The organism is Bartonella sp. TT119HLJHH (genome assembly GCF_042193385.1).
Lineage (GTDB): Bacteria > Pseudomonadota > Alphaproteobacteria > Rhizobiales > Rhizobiaceae > Bartonella.
This window is the reverse complement of sequence record NZ_JBHILS010000001.1, coordinates 301056-320310: the sequence shown is the minus strand read 5'-3', so window position 1 is coordinate 320310 and position 19255 is coordinate 301056. Positions and strand designations below refer to the sequence as shown.

General features: G+C 39.5%; 19 protein-coding genes. 9 read left to right on the top strand and 10 right to left on the bottom strand.

Annotated features, from left to right (window positions below; all coding sequences use genetic code 11):
* Window positions 1-2 precede the first annotated feature (2 nt).
* Both ACFIJL_RS01140 and ACFIJL_RS01135 read left to right on the top strand, forming a co-directional pair.
* On the top strand, window positions 3-824 hold the full coding sequence (locus tag ACFIJL_RS01140; RefSeq protein ID WP_375622121.1) for a SapC family protein: 822 nt from the start codon (window positions 3-5) through the stop codon (window positions 822-824).
* Window positions 825-827: 3 nt separating this feature from the next.
* A complete protein-coding gene (locus tag ACFIJL_RS01135; protein ID WP_375622120.1) occupies window positions 828-1796 on the top strand; it encodes a tyrosine recombinase XerC in 969 nt (322 codons plus the stop codon).
* Window positions 1797-1814: 18 nt separating this feature from the next.
* Here the strand turns inward: ACFIJL_RS01135 and ACFIJL_RS01130 are convergent, their stop codons facing one another.
* Window positions 1815-2087 (bottom strand): BolA family protein, encoded by a 273-nt coding sequence (locus ACFIJL_RS01130; RefSeq protein ID WP_375622119.1) that lies wholly within the window; start codon window positions 2085-2087, stop codon window positions 1815-1817.
* A gap of 124 nt (window positions 2088-2211) precedes the next feature.
* Here ACFIJL_RS01130 and ACFIJL_RS01125 point away from each other — a divergent pair, with 124 nt between their 5' ends.
* The 3 genes from ACFIJL_RS01125 (at window position 2212) to cobT (ending at window position 5925) form a co-directional block, all read left to right on the top strand.
* Entirely contained in the window at window positions 2212-2832 is a 621-nt protein-coding gene (locus tag ACFIJL_RS01125; protein WP_375606021.1) for a J domain-containing protein, read from the top strand.
* 202 nt (window positions 2833-3034) lie between these two features.
* A complete protein-coding gene (gene cobS / locus ACFIJL_RS01120; protein ID WP_375608469.1) occupies window positions 3035-4015 on the top strand; it encodes a cobaltochelatase subunit CobS in 981 nt (326 codons plus the stop codon).
* Between the two features lie 14 nt (window positions 4016-4029).
* Window positions 4030-5925 carry a cobaltochelatase subunit CobT gene (cobT, locus tag ACFIJL_RS01115; protein WP_375622118.1) on the top strand — a complete coding sequence of 632 codons (1896 nt, stop codon included), beginning with the start codon at window positions 4030-4032 and terminating at the stop codon, window positions 5923-5925.
* Between the two features lie 49 nt (window positions 5926-5974).
* Here cobT and ACFIJL_RS01110 read toward each other — a convergent pair whose 3' ends face one another.
* The 3 genes from ACFIJL_RS01110 to rpmB form a co-directional block, all read right to left on the bottom strand.
* On the bottom strand, window positions 5975-6226 hold the full coding sequence (locus ACFIJL_RS01110) for a HaeIII family restriction endonuclease (RefSeq protein ID WP_375622117.1): 252 nt from the start codon (window positions 6224-6226) through the stop codon (window positions 5975-5977).
* A 151-nt stretch (window positions 6227-6377) separates the two neighbouring features.
* Complete coding sequence (locus ACFIJL_RS01105) at window positions 6378-7061, bottom strand: VUT family protein (protein ID WP_375622116.1); 684 nt, start codon at window positions 7059-7061, stop codon at window positions 6378-6380.
* A gap of 76 nt (window positions 7062-7137) precedes the next feature.
* On the bottom strand, window positions 7138-7455 hold the full coding sequence (gene rpmB / locus ACFIJL_RS01100; RefSeq protein ID WP_375622115.1) for a 50S ribosomal protein L28: 318 nt from the start codon (window positions 7453-7455) through the stop codon (window positions 7138-7140).
* Between the two features lie 297 nt (window positions 7456-7752).
* Between rpmB and ACFIJL_RS01095 the strand changes: the two genes are divergently transcribed.
* From ACFIJL_RS01095 to ACFIJL_RS01085, 3 genes are all read left to right on the top strand, one after another.
* Window positions 7753-8535 (top strand): SURF1 family protein, encoded by a 783-nt coding sequence (locus ACFIJL_RS01095; protein ID WP_375622114.1) that lies wholly within the window; start codon window positions 7753-7755, stop codon window positions 8533-8535.
* Window positions 8536-9154: 619 nt separating this feature from the next.
* A complete protein-coding gene (purH, locus tag ACFIJL_RS01090) occupies window positions 9155-10774 on the top strand; it encodes a bifunctional phosphoribosylaminoimidazolecarboxamide formyltransferase/IMP cyclohydrolase (RefSeq protein WP_375622113.1) in 1620 nt (539 codons plus the stop codon).
* Between the two features lie 345 nt (window positions 10775-11119).
* Window positions 11120-11272 carry a DUF1127 domain-containing protein gene (locus ACFIJL_RS01085; RefSeq protein ID WP_273790070.1) on the top strand — a complete coding sequence of 51 codons (153 nt, stop codon included), beginning with the start codon at window positions 11120-11122 and terminating at the stop codon, window positions 11270-11272.
* Window positions 11273-12240: 968 nt separating this feature from the next.
* Here the strand turns inward: ACFIJL_RS01085 and ACFIJL_RS01080 are convergent.
* The 3 genes from ACFIJL_RS01080 to htpX all read right to left on the bottom strand — a co-directional run bounded on the left by ACFIJL_RS01080 (window position 12241) and on the right by htpX (window position 16482).
* On the bottom strand, window positions 12241-13959 hold the full coding sequence (locus tag ACFIJL_RS01080; protein ID WP_375622112.1) for a heparinase II/III family protein: 1719 nt from the start codon (window positions 13957-13959) through the stop codon (window positions 12241-12243).
* 64 nt (window positions 13960-14023) lie between these two features.
* On the bottom strand, window positions 14024-15388 hold the full coding sequence (locus ACFIJL_RS01075; RefSeq protein WP_375622111.1) for an RsmB/NOP family class I SAM-dependent RNA methyltransferase: 1365 nt from the start codon (window positions 15386-15388) through the stop codon (window positions 14024-14026).
* Window positions 15389-15435: 47 nt separating this feature from the next.
* Entirely contained in the window at window positions 15436-16482 is a 1047-nt protein-coding gene (gene htpX / locus ACFIJL_RS01070; protein WP_375622110.1) for a zinc metalloprotease HtpX, read from the bottom strand.
* Window positions 16483-16565: 83 nt separating this feature from the next.
* On the opposite strand from htpX, the gene ACFIJL_RS01065 reads away from it, so the two are divergent.
* The gene (locus tag ACFIJL_RS01065; protein WP_375612228.1) at window positions 16566-16781 is read left to right on the top strand and encodes a DUF1674 domain-containing protein; all 216 of its coding nucleotides are present in this window, start codon (window positions 16566-16568) and stop codon (window positions 16779-16781) included.
* 134 nt (window positions 16782-16915) lie between these two features.
* Here the strand turns inward: ACFIJL_RS01065 and rpsP are convergent, their stop codons facing one another.
* Genes rpsP through ffh form a run of 3 tightly spaced genes read right to left on the bottom strand, consistent with a single transcriptional unit; the run spans window position 16916 to window position 19229 of the window.
* The gene (gene rpsP, locus ACFIJL_RS01060) at window positions 16916-17290 is read right to left on the bottom strand and encodes a 30S ribosomal protein S16 (protein WP_375612227.1); all 375 of its coding nucleotides are present in this window, start codon (window positions 17288-17290) and stop codon (window positions 16916-16918) included.
* A gap of 16 nt (window positions 17291-17306) precedes the next feature.
* Window positions 17307-17636 (bottom strand): chorismate mutase, encoded by a 330-nt coding sequence (locus ACFIJL_RS01055; protein WP_375622140.1) that lies wholly within the window; start codon window positions 17634-17636, stop codon window positions 17307-17309.
* A gap of 24 nt (window positions 17637-17660) precedes the next feature.
* Window positions 17661-19229 carry a signal recognition particle protein gene (ffh, locus tag ACFIJL_RS01050; RefSeq protein ID WP_375622139.1) on the bottom strand — a complete coding sequence of 523 codons (1569 nt, stop codon included), beginning with the start codon at window positions 19227-19229 and terminating at the stop codon, window positions 17661-17663.
* Between the last annotated feature and the right edge of the window lie 26 nt (window positions 19230-19255).

The following is a 19255-nucleotide window of genomic DNA, read 5'->3' as shown; positions in this document are numbered from 1 at the left end:
TTATGGCAAATATTATGCTATTTTACAAAGATATCACACCAATCAACAAAATTTCCCATAAAAATCTAAAATTTGCCCCTCCAAGTGATATGTCTTTTGCCAAAGATACGCACTGGGTTCCTTTAGCAAGTACTGAATATTTTCAAGCAGCACTAGACTATCCTATTTTATTTATGTGCGCCGAAGATGAACAAAAAAAACGGCACTACACATCCGCAGCTCTTGTCGGTCTTTCTAATGACGAAAATGACTATATCACTTCTGATAAAAGTTGGAAAAACAATACTTATGTTCCCGCTTTTGTCCGTCGCTATCCTTTTGTTTTGGCACAAATTAGCAATGAAAAAGAACTTTCTGTTTGCTTTGATCAACAGTCAGGTATGTTTAATGAAGTTGCAGGAACAGAACTTTTTAATTCTGACGGCTCTATTTCTCCTTTTATGGAAGAACGTATTCGCTTTCTTGAAAGTTTTAAAATTGCTATGGAGAAAACCTCTGAGTTTATTGATGCTCTTGTAGAAATGGATCTTCTAAGCCAAAAATCCATCAATGTGAAAAACGATAAAGGTCTCTCAGCGCAATTGGAACATTTTTGGGTTGTTGATGAAGAAAAATTGAATAAATTATCAGCAAGCCAACTTGCCAAACTTCATAAAAATGGCTTTTTAGGATTAATTTTTGCGCATTTGATGTCAACGCACAATCTTTTAAAAATACTCTCTCTCAAAGGTGAAAAGCAACTTATCAATCGTGAAGAGCAACCCCAAAACAAGAATGATCATTCTAACGATGAAAAATCTAAAAAGAAAGAAACCCTCAACTAGATAATGCCTATCAAAAACGACAAGAGAAAAGATGAAAATATTCCTCTCATTCCAGCAGATCATGCAGTTTTAAACGCAAGGAAAAATTGGTTAGAGTGTCTTACCCAAACACGTCGTATGTCAGCACAAACAGTGCAAGCCTATGAACGTGATACGCGGCAATTTTTGTCTTTTCTCTGTCAACACTTAAGCCATACACCAACCCTTACAGATCTTTCTCATTTACGCATCAGTGACTTGCGTGCTTATCTTGCTTATCGGCGTACAAACAATGTAAGTGCGCGCTCTTTAAGCCGAGGGGTGGCAGGCATCCGTTCTTTTTTCAAATACTTATCACGTGAAGGAATCGTCAATGTTCCCGCGGCTCAACTTATCCGAAGCCCCAAACACCCCAAATTGCTCCCAAAACCTTTAGCGATAAAATCAGCACTTCACATAGTCAAACAAGAAAACCAGCTAGAAAATGAACCTTGGATTAGCGCTCGTAATGCTGCTGTCCTCATGCTTCTTTATGGCTGTGGAATGCGAATATCAGAAGCCTTAAGCCTCACACCAGAACAATTTTCTGATCCTGAAAAAACAAGTTTATTTATAACAGGAAAAGGGGGAAAAACACGCCTTGTTCCCCTCATCAAAATTGTTTACGAAGCTGTACAAAATTATCTCAATTGTTGCCCATATCCTTTAGTGGATAACCAACCCATATTTCGCGGGGCACGAGGCGGTCCCCTACAACCCGCCATTATTCAGAAAGCTGTCCGTAATTTACGTGCAAGCCTTGGTTTACCAGAAACTGCAACGCCTCATACACTGCGCCATTCTTTTGCCACCCATCTTTTATCACGGGGGGGAGATTTGCGCACGATTCAAGAACTTCTTGGGCACGCTAGTCTTTCCACCACACAAATCTATACCCATGTCGATACAGACCATTTGTTAAAAATTTATCAAAAGGCCCATCCCCGTTCCTAAAAGTGTCTCATCAAAAAATTAGAGTGTTTCAACCTCAAGTGCCAAAGCATGGACACAAGTAGCTAACTCTTCTTGTAAAACTTTATAAATCGCTCGATGTATTTCTACGCGTGTCATATTGGAAAAAGAAGAAGATAAAATTTTCACTCGAAAATGTGTTTCTCCTTTACCATCAAAAGCATGTTCATTATGAGAATGCCCCTCATGAAGATGACTTTCGTTAATCACTTCAAGCTTTTGCGGATGAAAAGCATCCTGAAGCTTTCTCTGGATTATTGTTTCTATAAACATTTTTCATTCCTCAAACAAAATGAACGTGCAAAAATACACCTTTTTCATAATAGAATAAGTGTGAAAACAAATTTTTCAAAAGTCAATTCTTGTAAAATTAATCAATTTTGCATAAACCAATAATATGACAATAACATCTAAATTATTCGATTCAATTCGCATAAGCTCAAATAAAAAACAAAAAGCTGAGCCAGAAGCACAACAGTGTCAGTGGGAAGGTTGTGAAAAAACAGGGTCCCATAAAGCACCAGCAGGTCGAAATCACGAAGGACAATATTTATATTTTTGTATTGAACACGTACGCGCCTATAATAAAAATTTTAATTACTTCTCTGGTCTTAGCAATAAAGATATCGCAAAATTTCAAAAGGATGCTCTCACAGGACATCGTCCGACATGGCCTACAGATCTGAGCAATGGTACATCGAAAAAAACAGCCGCGAATTATGCAAAGATTCGCTCTGGAACAGCTGCCTATCAAAATCGCATGCGCGATCCCTTCACGCTTTTTACTGGGCAGCATTCAAGCAATAAGTTCTCACGAAAATTAAAGCCCTTAGAAGCAAAAGCTTTTGATACACTGGGACTACAGGCAAACGCTTCAGCAGAAGACATCAAAATGAAATATAAAGAATTGGTAAAAAAGCACCATCCTGATTCCAATGGTGGTAATCGTGCTTCAGAAGAGCGCTTTCGTGATGTTTTACATGCTTACAATTTGCTAAAAAAGTCTGGTTTGTGCTGAAAACATGCGCTTATATGAGTCTATTTTCATTTAGACCATCATTATTTGCGCAAAATGTTACTTTTTTTGCAAAACATTATAGAATACGTAAAAAAATCTTTCTTCAATATCTAAGGCTCTCATTATAGAGCATTGCATAAATACTTTAACTCTTGTATCGTTTCTAATGAATAAATAGCGTCCTCTCCCTTCCAGAAACATAATGACAAATCTTACCGTTGAAAATTTGCCCGATATTACACTTTGTGCTCGCGATCTATTTCATATTGAAACAGATCTGAAAGTCCCTGCTTTTAGCACAAAAAGTCCCCATGTCCCTGATATCGATCCTGATTATCTTTTTGATCAGCAAACAACTTTAGCGATTCTCGCAGGTTTTACCTTTAACCGCCGTGTAATGGTTTCTGGCTATCACGGTACAGGGAAATCAACACATATTGAACAAGTTGCTGCACGTCTTAACTGGCCTTGTCTTCGCATTAATCTCGATAGTCATGTAAGTCGTATCGATCTTGTAGGAAAAGATGCTATCGTTTTAAAAGATGGTTTACAAATCACTGAATTTAAAGAGGGCATTTTGCCATGGGCTTATCAAAATAATATTGCTCTTGTTTTCGACGAATATGATGCGGGGCGTCCCGATGTTATGTTTGTTATCCAACGCGTTCTTGAAACCTCTGGAAAACTAAGCTTACTTGATCAAAGCCGTGTCATTTCTCCCCATCCAGCGTTTCGTCTTTTTGCAACGGCAAACACCATTGGTCTTGGTGATACAACTGGTCTCTATCATGGTACCCAACAAATTAATCAAGCTCAAATGGACCGCTGGTCTATTGTTACAATACTCAATTATTTACCCCATGATAAAGAGGTTAATATCATTTGTTCAAAGGTCAAATCCTTTCAAACGACTGAAGGAAAAAAGATAATTTCACAAATGGTTCATGTTGCTGATATGGTACGCCAATCTTTTATCAATGGAGATCTTTCAACTGTCATGAGTCCACGTACCGTCATTACTTGGGCAGAAAATACAACAATTTTTCAAGATGTCGGCTTTGCCTTCCGATTAACCTTTCTCAATAAATGTGATGAACTCGAACGTGCCACTGTTGCAGAATTTTATCAACGCGCCTTTGGACAAGAGCTTCCCGAATCACTCATTCATGGTGTTTCGCCTTAAGGAATCTGTCACTCATGGCTACCGATATTGGCGACAACAAAAATCCGGCAAAAGATTCTTCCAACAACACTCTTAATACTGAAGCTTTTAAAAAAGCACTTTCCACCTGTATGCGTGCGATTGCAGGCACAAACGACCTTGAAGTTTCCTTTAGTCATAACCGACCATCTTTAAGCGAAAGTTGCGCGCGTTTACCAGAATTACCTCAATACGCAACGAATAAAGACATCACCATTACCCGCGGATTAGGTGATTCCATGGCTCTGCGCAAAGCATGGCATGACAACCGCATTCACATGCAATTTTCTCCACTAGAATCAGAAGCACGTGCTGTCTTTGATGCCCTAGAACAAACACGTGTTGAAGCAATTGGTACTTTATCCATGGAGGGGCTTGCAAAAAATCTTGATATCATGCTCGCCGATAAATACAAAAGAGCCCATTATCATAAGATTAGCAACCAAAGTGAAGCCCCCATCCAAGAAGCGATTGCACTTTTATTGCGCGAAAAAATAACAAAGCGCACTGCTCCAAGAGAAGCGGGTCCTGTTTTAGAATTGTGGCGTCAAGAACTCGAACAAAAAGCAGCATCACAACTCAATGAACTCCCACATCATATTTACAACCAACAAGCTTTTGCACAGATTGTTCGCCAAATGCTTGTTACACTCAAAATGACAGTGCAACAAGCTGAAGCTTCTAACAGTGAAAACAATAAAAAATTAAAAAATGCGTGTGAACCTCAAGACCAAGCAGAAGAAGAGAGTAAAAACAAAAAACACGCTCAAAGTGAAGAACAAACCAGCACTGAACAAGAAAGTGATGTGCAAGATGACGGAAAAACACAAGCGACACACTCAAACAACAATGATCAAGCTGACGGCGAGCAAAAAAATGGACCTTGGCAAGAAAAGCCGAGCAAACCCAAACACCTTTTTTCTGATTCGGAACAAATGGAAAGACTTGGCAATTATAAAATCTTCACCCGTCAATTTGATGAAATTTTGGAAGCAACAGATTTTTGTTCTGAAAACGAGTTAGATCACTTACGCCGTTATCTTGATAAGCAAATCAATCATCTCCAAAACATTGTTGGACGTTTAGCAAACCGTCTCCAGCGCCGCTTGATGGCGCAACAAAATCGCAACTGGAACTTTGACCTTGAAGAAGGATATCTTGATACAGCACGGCTTCCACGTCTAATTATTGATCCAACACAACCCCTTTCTTTTAAAATGGAAAGCAACACCCAATTTCGGGACACAGTTGTTTCACTTCTCATTGATAATTCTGGCTCAATGCGCGGACGCCCCATTAGCGTTGCAGCAAGTTGCACGGACATTTTGGCACAAACTCTTGAGCGTTGTGGTGTCAAAGTTGAAATTTTAGGTTTTACCACTAAAACTTGGAAAGGGGGAAAGTCACGCGAAAAATGGCTCGCACAACATAAAACTCATCATCCTGGACGCCTCAATGATTTATGCCATATCATCTATAAAAGTGCTGATACCCCATGGCGTCGCGCACGACGCAATTTAGGCTTGATGATGCAAGAAGGATTATTAAAAGAAAATATCGACGGAGAAGCTCTGATTTGGGCTCATCAACGCCTTTTATCACGGCGTGAACAACGTCGCATTCTTATGGTCATTTCTGATGGTGCCCCTGTTGACGATTCGACACTATCGGTCAATTCCAGCAATTATCTAGAAAAACATTTACGCGCAGTGATTCAAGAAATCCAAACACATTCTCCTATCGAACTTATTGCCATTGGAATTGGTCATGACGTCACACGTTATTATCAACGTGCTGTAACAATTATGAATGCTGAAGAACTTGCCGATGCCATAACAAAACAATTAGAAATACTTTTTAGTGATAAAAGGACTTATATTCATAAGAAATAAACTTACCTTGAATCAGCAACGATTACATTTTAAAAAATTATTTCTATCATTAAACCATCGGAATTTGATGGCTAACAACCTGAGAAGATAATCCCACAAATTGAATATCGAACTTTAAGGAAGCTTCTACTTTACTGGATGCATTATGAATTCTAAAAGAAATGCTCCAACCATCTTCAAAAATTATAATGAATTTGTTTTTACTTTCCGGTTTTATTGCAACGGATAAAATTTTGCTTAGAACTTTCCATTTACAACCATATCCCAGAGTACCCTTCAAATTAAAAGACTGAATAATCACCCGTTTTTGTATCGATCTTGTGTTATTTCATTATATTTAAATATACGTATATAGAAAAATATCTCCACTAGACATAGCTCTAAAATGCTGCTCTCACAGAAAATATAATGCCTAGACTTTCACCTTCAGTAAAACAAAAAGATAAAAATCATTATTTATTACAAACAAAAGAAGAATTATCCTTTGAATGACTTTGATAAAGAGGAAGCTTTACGATGTTAAGAATTGTTCCATAAGGAATCAACATCAACAGACTCATAATAATTTTTACCGAAAAATCACCAAAAGCAAGTGAGAGCCAAACTGGCATGCCTATCCCTCCCAAAACAGTACTCTCCACCAGTGAACTATCAGCATAGCCTGTTATCTTATCAAGAACGGCAAAAAAGCTAGAAAAAGCAAGAGAAAAAAACAACACTGTATCCAAAGCCGAACCAACCAACGCTGCTGCTAAAGGTGCTTTCCACCATGTTTTACGTCGCAAAGGAGTAAAAACAACAATATCAAGGAGTTGCCCAAATAAAAATGCAAAACTAGAAGCAAGAGCAAGTCGTGGTGTCGCCAATATCCAAGAAACAAAGACACCCGCAAAAAAACCAGCATAAACCACACGCCGCGCCGCAGATGGCCCATAAAAGCGATTGGTCAAATCATTGATTAGAAAAGCAAATGGATAAGTAAAAGCCCCATAAGTCAACAGCTCATTCAAATCAAACCAATAGACAGGATATTGAACTAAAATATTAGAAGCTGTGACAGCAAAGCACATTGCAAAAATAGAAAAAACAACATACCTTTTCTTTTGCTGTTCTAATAAAGGACCGCTTGAAGACATTTTTTTAACCTGGGATATGGAACCAATAAAACAGCGCGATCAAAAAGAAAAAAGCCAAAAACAATAACGCTGAAAATTACGCTGCCTGCTCAGCCTTCTGCTCACCTTCTTGCTCAGCTTTTTTCTTAACGATTTGGCGTTTTAACAAACGCGCACGTTGTGACAACTCTTTATCGTCTGCTTTAATCAAAAAACCATCAAGACCACCGCGGTGCTCAACAGAACGCAATGCACTTGCTGAAATGCGCAAGCGATAACTTTGCTGTAACACCTCTGAAATCAATGTCACATTGCAAAGATTTGGTAAAAAACGACGCCGAGTCTTATTATTTGCATGGCTAACATTATTACCATACAAAACCGTCTTCCCTGTCAATTCACATGCACGAGACATAAACCTCACCCTTAAACTCTAAGAAACTTTCAAATCCCCATACCCAAAGGACACAATGAACGCAAAACACGCGCAATGCAACCTTGAACGGGCATCATTGGGAAGTTTCTTTCTAATAGGGGGTCGACAACAAAAGGTCAAGTCTTTTATAAAACCTTTTTCATCTCTTGTTGGCTCATTTTTCATCTTTTTCCTCAATAAGACGTGCAAATTCCGCCAAAAAGCGTACAAAATGTTTTTTTTAAATATATACCATGTTAGAATAAAAGCCTATTGTCCCGAAAGGAAGCATAAATCATGAGAAAAAAAGAGCCCCCCATGACAAAGCTTCAGGGAAATTCTTGCCGTTTTTCTTCTTTTTTATTTGGAACTTTATGTATTTGTTTTTTTCTTCTCTTCAGTGCATTAGGTATATGGCAAGTGCAACGGTTAAACTGGAAAACAAATCTTATCACCAATGCTAATCAGCGTGTTCACTTGCCCCCCATAAAAGCCCCTCCAAAAAATCAATGGTCAGATGTTACTTTTGAAAAATATGAATATCAACCTGTTGTTATCACAGGAAAATTTTTAACAGATAAAAATATTTTAGTCACTGCTGCCGCTCAAAATACTACGGGCTATTGGGTTTTGACTCCTTTACAAACTGCTGATAATACACTGATCTTTATCAACCGTGGCTTTATCCCTATGGATGAGCGTAACAATTTTCAAAACTCAGAGAAATCGCATACAAATGCCTCATCTCAGCAAAATTCTACCACGAACACAGAACAAACAACGATTATAGGTTTATTACGCATGAGTGAAAAAAATGGATTTTTCCCGCGTAAAAATAATCCTGACAAAAATTTATGGTATACGCGCGATCTCCCCGCTATGGCACAAAAACTTGGTTTGTCCACTGTTGCTCCTTATTTCATTGATGCCAGAAAAACAACCCCACAAGCAAACCTTCCCATTCCTGGTCTTACGATTATTCATTTTCGAAATAATCATCTCGTTTATGCAATCACGTGGTTTATTTTAGCTGCTGGTGTGTTAGGAGGTTTTCTTTTTCTGCTACGGCAAAAAAACTAAAAAAATACCTTTTCCATCTCAAGTAACAAAAATTTTTAGAATCTTGAAAACTGATAAAGAGAACAAAAGCTACCAACTTGCGCCTTTGTTAAATTAAAGATCGTAGGCATACAATGAGCTTTATACCATTCACAAAAGATTTACGCGACACTCTTAAAAAAATTGTCATAAACGCTTTTGAAAAACATAAAGTTAAATTTAAAAATGATAGGAAAGATAGGCACTCATTTTTGTCTTTATAATTTTATATTCTTGCTTCATTAGATTATTTCCCATTTCAGAAATTACTCCAATCGATACACGCAATACTTTCGCCTTCATCTAGTATAAAGGCTAATATAGCAGAGAACATACGGAAGCATTTTTTGTTTCACAACTGCTATAAAAATGAGATGTTGAGTTATAAGCAACAAAAAAACATTTAATGTCTCAATGAGACTTTTATACCTATCATCACACCTCAAATGAGAGTTTTTTACAGGATAATAGAAAAAGGTGAGTATTCTATATTCTAAAAAGACAGTTTATCCTTTCAGTGTATTTTGCTAAAGGCTTATGCTATAAATGTATAAGCTTGTTTTACTAGAATTTTAACTCTTTCATTTTTAAGGCTTCTATTATGGGTGTTGTTGGAAAAAATTTTCCCATACCTGATCTTCATCAGGTTCGTCGTGTTCTTCTTTCTGTGTCTGATAAAACGGGTGTGGTTGCTTTTGCACAAGCTCTTCATGCTACCTACAATGTTGAATTGATTTCAACAGGAGGAACAGCCAAAACCCTCATAGCGGCTGGTTTACCCGTAAAAGATGTTGCTGAAGTTACTGGATTTCCTGAGATAATGGATGGACGTGTAAAAACACTCCATCCTTTGATTCATGGTGCTTTGTTAGGAGTAAGAGAAGATCCTAGCCATAGGGAAGCTATGGAAAAGAACAGCATTTATGGAATTGATCTTTTGGTGGTGAATCTTTACCCTTTTGAAGAGACGATCCTATCGGGAGCTGATGGACAAACGATTCTTGAAAATATTGATATCGGTGGACCGGCGATGATTCGCGCCGCGGCAAAAAATTATGCTTATACCGGTGTTGTAACAGCAATAAAAGATTATGATTCGATTCTAGCTGAATTAAAGCAGCATAATGGATGTTTAAGCTTATCCATGCGTCATCAGCTAGCAATGCGCGCTTATGCACACACCGCTGCTTATGATACGGCAATAGCATCGTGGTTTGCACGGGATTTAAAAATTGAAATGCCATCATGGCAGAGTTTTTCCGGTCATCTTGAAAGTGTTATGCGCTATGGGGAAAATCCACATCAACAGGCAGCATTTTATCGCAATAATGAAAAACGTTTTGGTATTGCAACAGCAAAACTTTTACAAGGCAAAGCGCTTTCTTATAACAATCTGAATGATACAGATGCAGCCTTTGAGCTTGTGGCAGAATTTGATCCGCAAAAAACCGCTGCTGTCGCTCTTATTAAACATGCCAATCCTTGTGGTGTTGCGGAAGGAGAAAATTTGAAAGAAGCTTATTTGAAAGCTCTTATGTGTGATAATGTATCGGCATTTGGTGGAATTGTTGCTTTAAATCAAACCCTTGATGAAGAATGTGCAGAAGAGATTGTTAAAATTTTCACGGAAGTGATTATTGCGCCTGACGCAACAATGGCAGCACGTGAAATCATTGCCAAGAAAAAAAATCTTCGTTTGCTTATTACAGGTGGTGTCCCTGATCCACGTTGTGGAGGACTTCTTGCGAAAACACTTGCAGGAGGCATTTTAGTGCAATCGCGTGATAATGTGGTGGTTGATGATCTTAAATTGCAAGTAGTGACAAAGCGGGCACCAACTCAAGATGAAATGCGTGATCTTCAATTTGCTTTTCGTGTAGCAAAACACGTTAAATCAAATGCTATTGTTTACGCGAAAAATAGCGCAACAGTTGGAATTGGAGCTGGACAAATGAGCCGCATCGATTCAGCAAAAATTGCTGCAAGTAAAGCAGCAGAAAGTGCGCAAAGAGCAGGCTTAACAGAAACTCTCACAAAAGGGTCTGTTGTTGCATCAGATGCATTTTTTCCTTTTGCAGATGGTTTATTAGCAGCAGCTGAAGCAGGGGCAACAGCAATTATTCAACCAGGAGGCTCCATGCGTGATGAAGAAGTTATCGCCGCAGCTGATGCACAGGGATTAGCGATGGTTTTTACAGGAACACGACACTTCCGACATTAATAATTTTGCTGATTCCCTCTTCGTATGAGACAAATGTTTCAAGGAATTTTTCATAATTATCGTATAACTATTGATAACTGTTGAAATGGAAACAGTTATTCAATCCAAAGAATCTACACGTGAAAAAGTTTATCACCGCAGAAAATGCACATAATTTAGCCATTGTTTAGGGATAAGATGTTTTTATTAACATTTTAATGGTTGCTCTTTCACATGAGGAAAATGTTAAAGGGATATTACTTTTTATGTAATTGCATACCTGTTATGATATTATAACACAACTCTTTTTAGTAATATGCTCTATTCTTAAACTAGAGAGTGTAATGAAAAGTTTGAGTAGAGGATATGAATATTCTACGTTTTTATAGTAATTGGCGCCGTTATCGTCGAACCGTTAATGCGTTAAGTCGTCTTTCAACATATGAACTCAGCGATCTTGGCATTTGTCGAGGTGATATTGATTCGATTGCACGACGTTATTCGCGTAAATCTTTATGAAAATTGTTTGAGATATTTGAGAGAATGCTTTGCTATAAAAAAGCGCGCATTTTGTGGTTTGTTATTATGACTTTATTTTTAGTATAATAACAAAGAGCAGAAGAGTTATTTTTCTCGGCCATTGTTATGTATTGTTTCTCGAATTTTCAGTGCTTCTATGATGTACAACTTTTGATTTGTAATAATAATTTAGCGTTATTCATATTAAATTAGAACCCTGAATACCGTAAAATCCCCCTCGTTTCAAATCTCCCCCTCGTTTCAAATCTATGTATGTTGAATTAACCAAAACCATTCGCCTGCACGTTACAAGCGGGGAGAGCCGTATGGATAAAAAACTATTAAGAAAAAGCTAAAAATACCGCTTATGAACCCTCTCTAGTGCCAAAAGCTGTTACAAACATTGGGCACTGATCAATAGTGTGATAGTGCCGAACTGCTCTTTCATAAGCATAAAGATGGGGGGTGCTTAATGGATTTACAGTTATACCCATCACGGGCATCGTCGCAAAATAGGCTTGGAAGCGTTAAGGGATTTTTCTTTAAAATAAGTCCGTGAATATACAATACAATAGCGCTCTGTTTTTCGTGAGGAGTGTAACCCTATGTAATGCAACTCTCTCAGAGAGAAATGTTGATCCCAACATCACAACTTAAGAACTTATCGAAGATAAGCAACAGCTTAATTTTCTCTCCATATTTTTAAAGGATCAAAATCCTTAACTGGTACCCATCTGTCAACAATGATCTTTCAAAAACCTTTTTTTCTGAAGCCAATCCCTTTTAGCATCACCTCATGAGATCCTATGAGCAAACCTTGCCTAAAAACATTCAACCCATACTCCAACAAAATGCTTCATGTATAAAATTGATATAATCTTCAAATTTTGAGAATATGACCACAATAAACGATAATGTTTTGCAACACGCAAGATAAAACCCAATATACTATGGGTTGGAACAATGTTCTAATTTTTATCAAACGCTTTACGGATAAAACGCCAACGAACTTTTTCCTGAAATGCAGGACGAAAATATAAAACAATCTGTTGTGTCCGTTGTGGACCTGTTAATTCTGCAAAATCAATTGAATCTTCAAGACAAATATCTGCGTCAGGCGATATAAAATACCATACTTGTTCGCTCTTCTCGTTCTTTACGGCTAAACACACACGTTTGCCATCATAGTTAACTTCAACTTGTGGATGAAGATGAAAGCGAACAGCAACATGATCTTGTTCATTTTGCACACTCTTGTGTCTCTTTCCCCCTTTATTGGGCATAAAAAAGCGATCAAAACCTTCGATCGTATCTCCATTTGTCGCCAAAATAAGACCACGCTCATGAATAAGATTAAAGGGTCGCACATAACCATTATGACTCGCAATAAAACCCGTTTTTTCTGAATCCTCTATACGGCGCACTTGAACATCTGTTGGTCCATCAAACAAAAATGGCGCGCTATTTTTCTTTTTATGATAAAAAGCACCCACTGAACAATCATTAAGCGTAGCTGTTGAATGTGCTGCAGTAACACGCCCTAAATGTCGATAATCCTCCCGCCCATCAGGATTAACACCGGTATTGATAATAAAACGGTGCCCTTGAGAGGACATTTCAAAAGACAAACACCCCGAACAAGCCTGCTGTGCTACAGAGCGGGGTGGAAACTTTCCTGTATCTGCAAGCACTGTTGTTTGATTGGCTTTTAAGCGCTGAAATCCTGAATAACGGGCATAACTAAAAGGATGCCCTCCTGTTTCATCAAGCTCCAAAAGCGATGATAACCGTTCCGACACAAGGGGACCAACCCCATTAAAATGAGCCAACGTTTGATCCTCATGGATAAAGAATCGTAAAGCTGGCAACATACGCTCAACAGAATCAATCAAAATACGGGGTGCTGTTTCATTGCTACGCATAAAAAGATGCCGTAACGACAATAAATCCGATAACAAATTCAGCAAAATAACAGGACTACGGGAAATATGCCCACCATCAACTAGGATTTGACGGGAAAGCTCCTCTATAAGTGTGGTTTGTACCTTTTTTTTCACTGCCGCAGAAACAGGCAAAGCAAGAGATGCGAATGTCAAAGCTACTGCTGCTTGTAAACGTTGATCATTGTGCTCCATACTACAAATTGTTACGCGCAAATAACGAAATTGCAAACCAAGTGCACGCAAAAAGCGTTTTTCAAACCGCTCACTTGCCCCTTCTAACAACATTTTCGAATGACAAATCCATGAAATCAAGCGCCGCGCCACAACAGGACCACTCCAAGCAAGTCCTTTTACCTTCTTGCCAGCATGGTCAAACCAATCTTCTAAAAGAGAGCGTGCATGTGCAGAAGCTAAATCACTTCCTGCTGCCTCCATATGGCGCAACCAATGAAAATCATGTAGAGCCGCTTCCCATTCAAGCGTTGGCGGGACCAATGAAAACGGCGAAACAGCACCAGAATGAACAATGTGACCAGCAAAAGCAAAACGACCATGATAAAATTCATGCGCCATCATCGGATCAGCTACATGCAAATCCATGGGATGCGCTAAAATTTTATGAGGACGAAACCCTGAAAACCGCCAACGAAACAATGGTCCAACCCATAAACGCCGCATAACATTCTGTATCGTATCGATACAGGCTGCCACTTTTACCTGAGGAGCTTTTACCGCAACCGCCAAAATTTCATCTCCATTTATGCTGAATCAAATACAATTTCGACCATTTTTGTAAATGAAGCGTTAATTAAGCAATTTTTCGTAAGCGCGCAGCAAAAAAACCATCCATTCCTAAAAATACGGTTTTCTCAGCATCAAAATTTTTATGACAAAAATCCGCAGGCGTTGTCCGTAACATCCCCCCACAAAGCAAATGTTCCAGTGCTCCCATTTCCTCTGGATAAATAGGATCTAAAACAATGTCATTTCGTGTCGACAAAATTTTCTCAATAAGATCTTCACCTTCTTCTCTTGCCAATGAACAATTGGAAAAAACAATCCGTCCCCCCTCCTTTACCAAAGAAATTGCTGCGACAAGCAAATCATATTGCAACGCCGCTAACTTGACGATATCATCTCTCGATTTCGTCCATAAAATATCTGGATGACGACGGATTGTTCCTGTAGAAGAACAAGGAGCATCAAGAAGAACCGCATCAAAAAGCTGTGTGGGATAGAAATTTCTCACATCGCCCTGCCAAATGTGAACTGAAAAATGAAGCCGTTCCATATTTTCTTTTAAACGCTTTATGCGGTTAGCAGAAAGCTCAATTGCAGTCACCTCAGCCCCTTGCAAAGCCAATTGTGCTGTTTTTCCTCCAGGGCTCGCACAAAGATCAGCAACGCGTTTACCCTCAATACTCCCAAGTAAACAAGCAGGCAAAGCTGCTGAAAAATCTTGAACCCACCAAGACCCTTCACGATAGCCTAGTAAATCAGAAACAGAACACTCCAGACGCTTCAATCGAACAGAACCATTGGGCAATACCACACCACCAAGCCTTTCAGCCCATCCACCACTATCAGATTTCACTGTCAAATCGAGAGGAGGTTCCACACTTTGAATTGCGATAATCTGATGTGCCTTTTCTGTTCCGTAAGCTGACACTAAAAGCTGTCCAAACCACACTGGAACACCTTCAATGGTAGGAACTTGTTGGCGTAAAGGCTCTGCCTCACGTGCAACATTGCGCAAAAGAGCATTCACCACCCCTGAAAAACGGCGCATACGAGGATCAAGTTTCGCCACACGCACAGCTAAATCAATAGCCGCATGATCGGGAATATCAAGATAAAGAATTTGTGCGACACTGATATGCAAAAGATGCTGAAGTGAAAGTGCTTGTGAAGGCAAAGGACGCGCTAAAAAGCGTGAGAGAGCCACTATAATCTGCCCTCGATGACGCAATGAAGCTGTCAAAATAGCCCGACACAACAAACGATCTCGTTGTGAAAGTTTTAAATAGTGTGGATGTCCGTGTTCATTATCTGTCAAACCAGAAAGAGGCGTGTACTTATCAATTACCGCCCCTAAAAGACGCACACACACCTGTCGAACAGCTAATCCTGGAACATTTTTTTCAGACACATGCCCCGCTTTTTTGTGTTTCAAAACACCACCTTTATATCACAGTTTTCTCAAAATCTCCCTCAATAACTCTATGAACGAGATCTTTTTGAATTTTCATAACGAAGCCAAGAAGGACGTTTTGTAACACGCTGAAAAGAACTGTTTTCTTGTTCACCTAATACATGAGCCTGACCACTATGAAAATCTCCATAATTCATCCCGCTGCTTTTTTCATGTATAGCGTCTTCTTTATTCCATCCCACACTTTTGGTAAGAGCCCCTTTCATCTCTTCTGCTTGCCGATAAAGAGCAGCAATACGATTTGCAGTTGCTGGATGTGTCGAAAAGAGACTATCCGCTCCCTCACCGCTCAAAGGATTAATAATAAACAGATGCGCGGTTGCTGGATTATGCTCTGCTTCTTCATTGTATACCCCATGCGCCCCATCAGCAATTTTACGCAATGCCGAAGCCAACCATAAAGGATTACCACATATTTCAGCCCCTCTCCGATCCGCAGCATATTCACGTGTACGGCTAATCGCCATTTGCACCAGCATCGCAGCAAAAGGTGCCACGAGCAAAGCAATAAATCCTCCAATTGCCCCTGCCCCATGAGAATCTTCTGAAGAGTTGCGCTGTCCTCCCATAAAAAAAGCAAAATTACCAAGCATTGAAATTGCCCCTGCAATCGTTGCGGTTAGAGTCATTGTTAACGTATCACGATGCTCAATATGTGCGAGCTCATGCGCCATAACGCCGGCAATTTCCTCTGAACTCAACCGCTCTAACAACCCCGTACTTGCAGCAACAGCTGCATTTTGCGGATTACGTCCCGTTGCAAAAGCATTTGGTTGTGCATTTTCAATAACATAAACCTTTGGTTGAGGAAGAGAAGCTCTTTGTGCTAAATCGCTTACAATCTTATAATAAACTGGTGCTGAATGCTGATCAACTTCACGTGCCCCGTACATGCGTAAAACGATTTTATCTGAATTCCAATAAGAAAAAAAGTTTAAACCACTTGCCATCAAAAGAGCAATGACCATGCCACCACCCCCTCCAACAAGATAACCAACTCCCATAAAGAGAGCAGTTAAAAAAGCCAAAAGCATAGCTGTACGCATTATATTCATTACTCAAAAAACTCCATGATAAAAGTCAATCAATACTATATGATGGTGTTTTCTTTCTGCTTCTTCAATGGAATAGGTGTAAAATGAATAAAAAAGATGAGAAAACAAGCAAAAAAAATGCAACTGACGTTAAACAGCAATCTCTTTCTCCCGCAGCACAACGCGCTCTCCAAGAAGCTGAAGAAAGACGAAAACACGCAGCAAAAAAAGAACAACCTTTAGAAAATGGTGGACGCGGCGGCAAAGACCCTTCCCGCTATGGAGATTGGGAAATTAAAGGCCGCGCCATTGATTTTTAAAACCATTGATTTAAAAAAACCAAGCGATTTAAACAAGCAGCTTTTTAAAGAAGATCCGTTTTTGATAGACAAAAACGGATAATATTTATTTTTCTAAAGCTTTTAAAAACACGTTGATTAAACAACCATGCTTCTTATGCTGTAGCAGATTCTGCTTCAGCCGCTGCCGCTGCTTCTTCTGCCGCTTGCTTTGCTGCTGCTATACGTTCTTGTGCTTTTTTACCCGGTTCACCTTTATGTGGATTATTACGAGTTGGACGCTTTTTCAAGCCAGCTGCATCTAAAAACCGTAAAACGCGATCTGTTGGTTGAGCCCCTTGCCCAAGCCAATATTGGATACGTTCTTCATTAAGTTTCACCCTCGGTCCATCTTTAGGCAACATTGGATCCCATGCACCAACACGTTCAAGAAACCGCCCATCGCGCGGACTACGAACATCTGCAACGACGATATGATAGTAAGGACGTTTTTTTGAACCTCCACGGGACAAACGAATTTTCAATGCCATATTTTATCTCCTATTGTCAGCTCTGGCTTTCGTTTAAATTGACTTTTTTTGTTTTTTGCTCTTCAGCAATAACTTCATGATGACGCACAACTTCTTTAATAATAAATTTTAAAAATCTTTCAGCAAAATCAGGATCAAGATGACTATCTATAGCCAATTGCCGCAAACGCGCTACCTGATATTGCTCACGCATAGGATCTACTTTAGGCAAATCATAACGCGCTTTTAAGCGCCCAACAGCTTTCGTACAACGAAACCGCTCTGCTAAGATATGAATCAAGGTTGCATCAAAATTATCAATGGATGCTCGTAAATGTGCCAATTCATTTAATACTGTTTCCTGCATCATATTCCTTTCCCTCTTTACATCTTATTTTTTCTTAGGATGCTGAGGAAATTTTCCCCTATCGGCAATGCCATTGGAAAGACCAGGAAATGTAGGTCCACGCTTGGGAAGTCCGGGCAAGAGATTCCCTCCATTACCATTTTCAATTTGCTTTTGAAGCGTTGAGAATTGCTTTGGATCCAATCCCGACAAATCCGGCATAGCTGGAGAATCCCCCCCCAAGTTTCCCATACCACCAAAACCCATTTTGGAACCAAGACCTCCCAACATTTTTCCCATAAAACCACTTTTTCCTTTACCACCCATGGCTTTCATCATATCAGCCATTTGGCGATACATCTTCAAAAGTTTATTAATATCAGCTGCTGTCGTACCAGACCCCTTAGCAATTCGTTGTTTGCGGCTATGTTTTAAAAGCTCTGGATTCGCCCGCTCTTTCGGTGTCATAGATGAAATAATGGCCAATTGACGATCAAACAAACGATCATCAAACCCCGCAGCCGCAATCTGCTCTTTGACCTTCCCCATTCCTGGCAACATGCCCATAATACCGCCCATTCCACCCAGTTTTTTCATTTTCTGCAACTGTTCTGCAAGATCATTCAGATCAAATTTTCCGGCTTGCATTTTTTTTGCAAAAGCAGCAGCTTTCTCATGATCCATTGTTTCAGCAGCTTTTTCAACCAAAGAAACAATATCCCCCATTCCGAGAATACGATCAGCAATACGACTGGGATGAAATTCTTCTAAAGCATCTATTTTTTCACCAGTTCCAATTGCTTTAATTGGTTTACCTGTAACAGCTCGCATAGAAAGAGCAGCGCCACCACGCCCATCACTATCCATCCGTGTTAAAATAATCCCTGTAATCCCGACACGCTCATCAAAAGAACGAGCAAGATGAACGGCATCTTGCCCCGTCAAACTATCAGCCACCAACATAATCTCATGAGGAAGGGAACATGCTTTAATTTCAGCCAATTCGAGCATTAAAGCTTCATCAATATGATTACGTCCTGCTGTGTCAAGAAGAAGCACGTCATAACCACCCAATTTAGCAGCCTGCACGGCACGTGATGCAATATCAACGGGCAGCTGACCCGCAATAATAGGCAAGCTTGCAAGTTTCGCCTGTTCTCCCAATTGGCGCAATTGCTCCTGTGCAGCGGGACGGCGTGTATCTAATGACGCCATGAGAACTTTTTTATTGTGCTTATCAGTAAAACGTTTTGCAAGCTTTGCTGTTGTAGTTGTTTTTCCGGAACCTTGCAAACCAGTCATCATGATAACAACTGGAGCTGGTGCATTTAAATCACTCAGAACGCTTTCATTTCCAAGAATATGAACCAATTCATCATGAACAATTTTAACCACCATTTGGCCTGGTTTAATTGATTTAACGATTTCGGCCCCAACAGCTTTTTGACGAACTCTATCGGTAAAAGAGCGCACAACATCAAGAGCAACATCAGCTTCCAATAAAGCGCGACGAATTTCACGCAGCGCCTCTACAACATCCTGATCCGATAAAGCGCCACGTCCCGTCAAATGAGACAGGATAGAACCAAGTCGCTCTTGCAAGGATTCAAACATCATTTACCTCATTGTTGCATAACAAA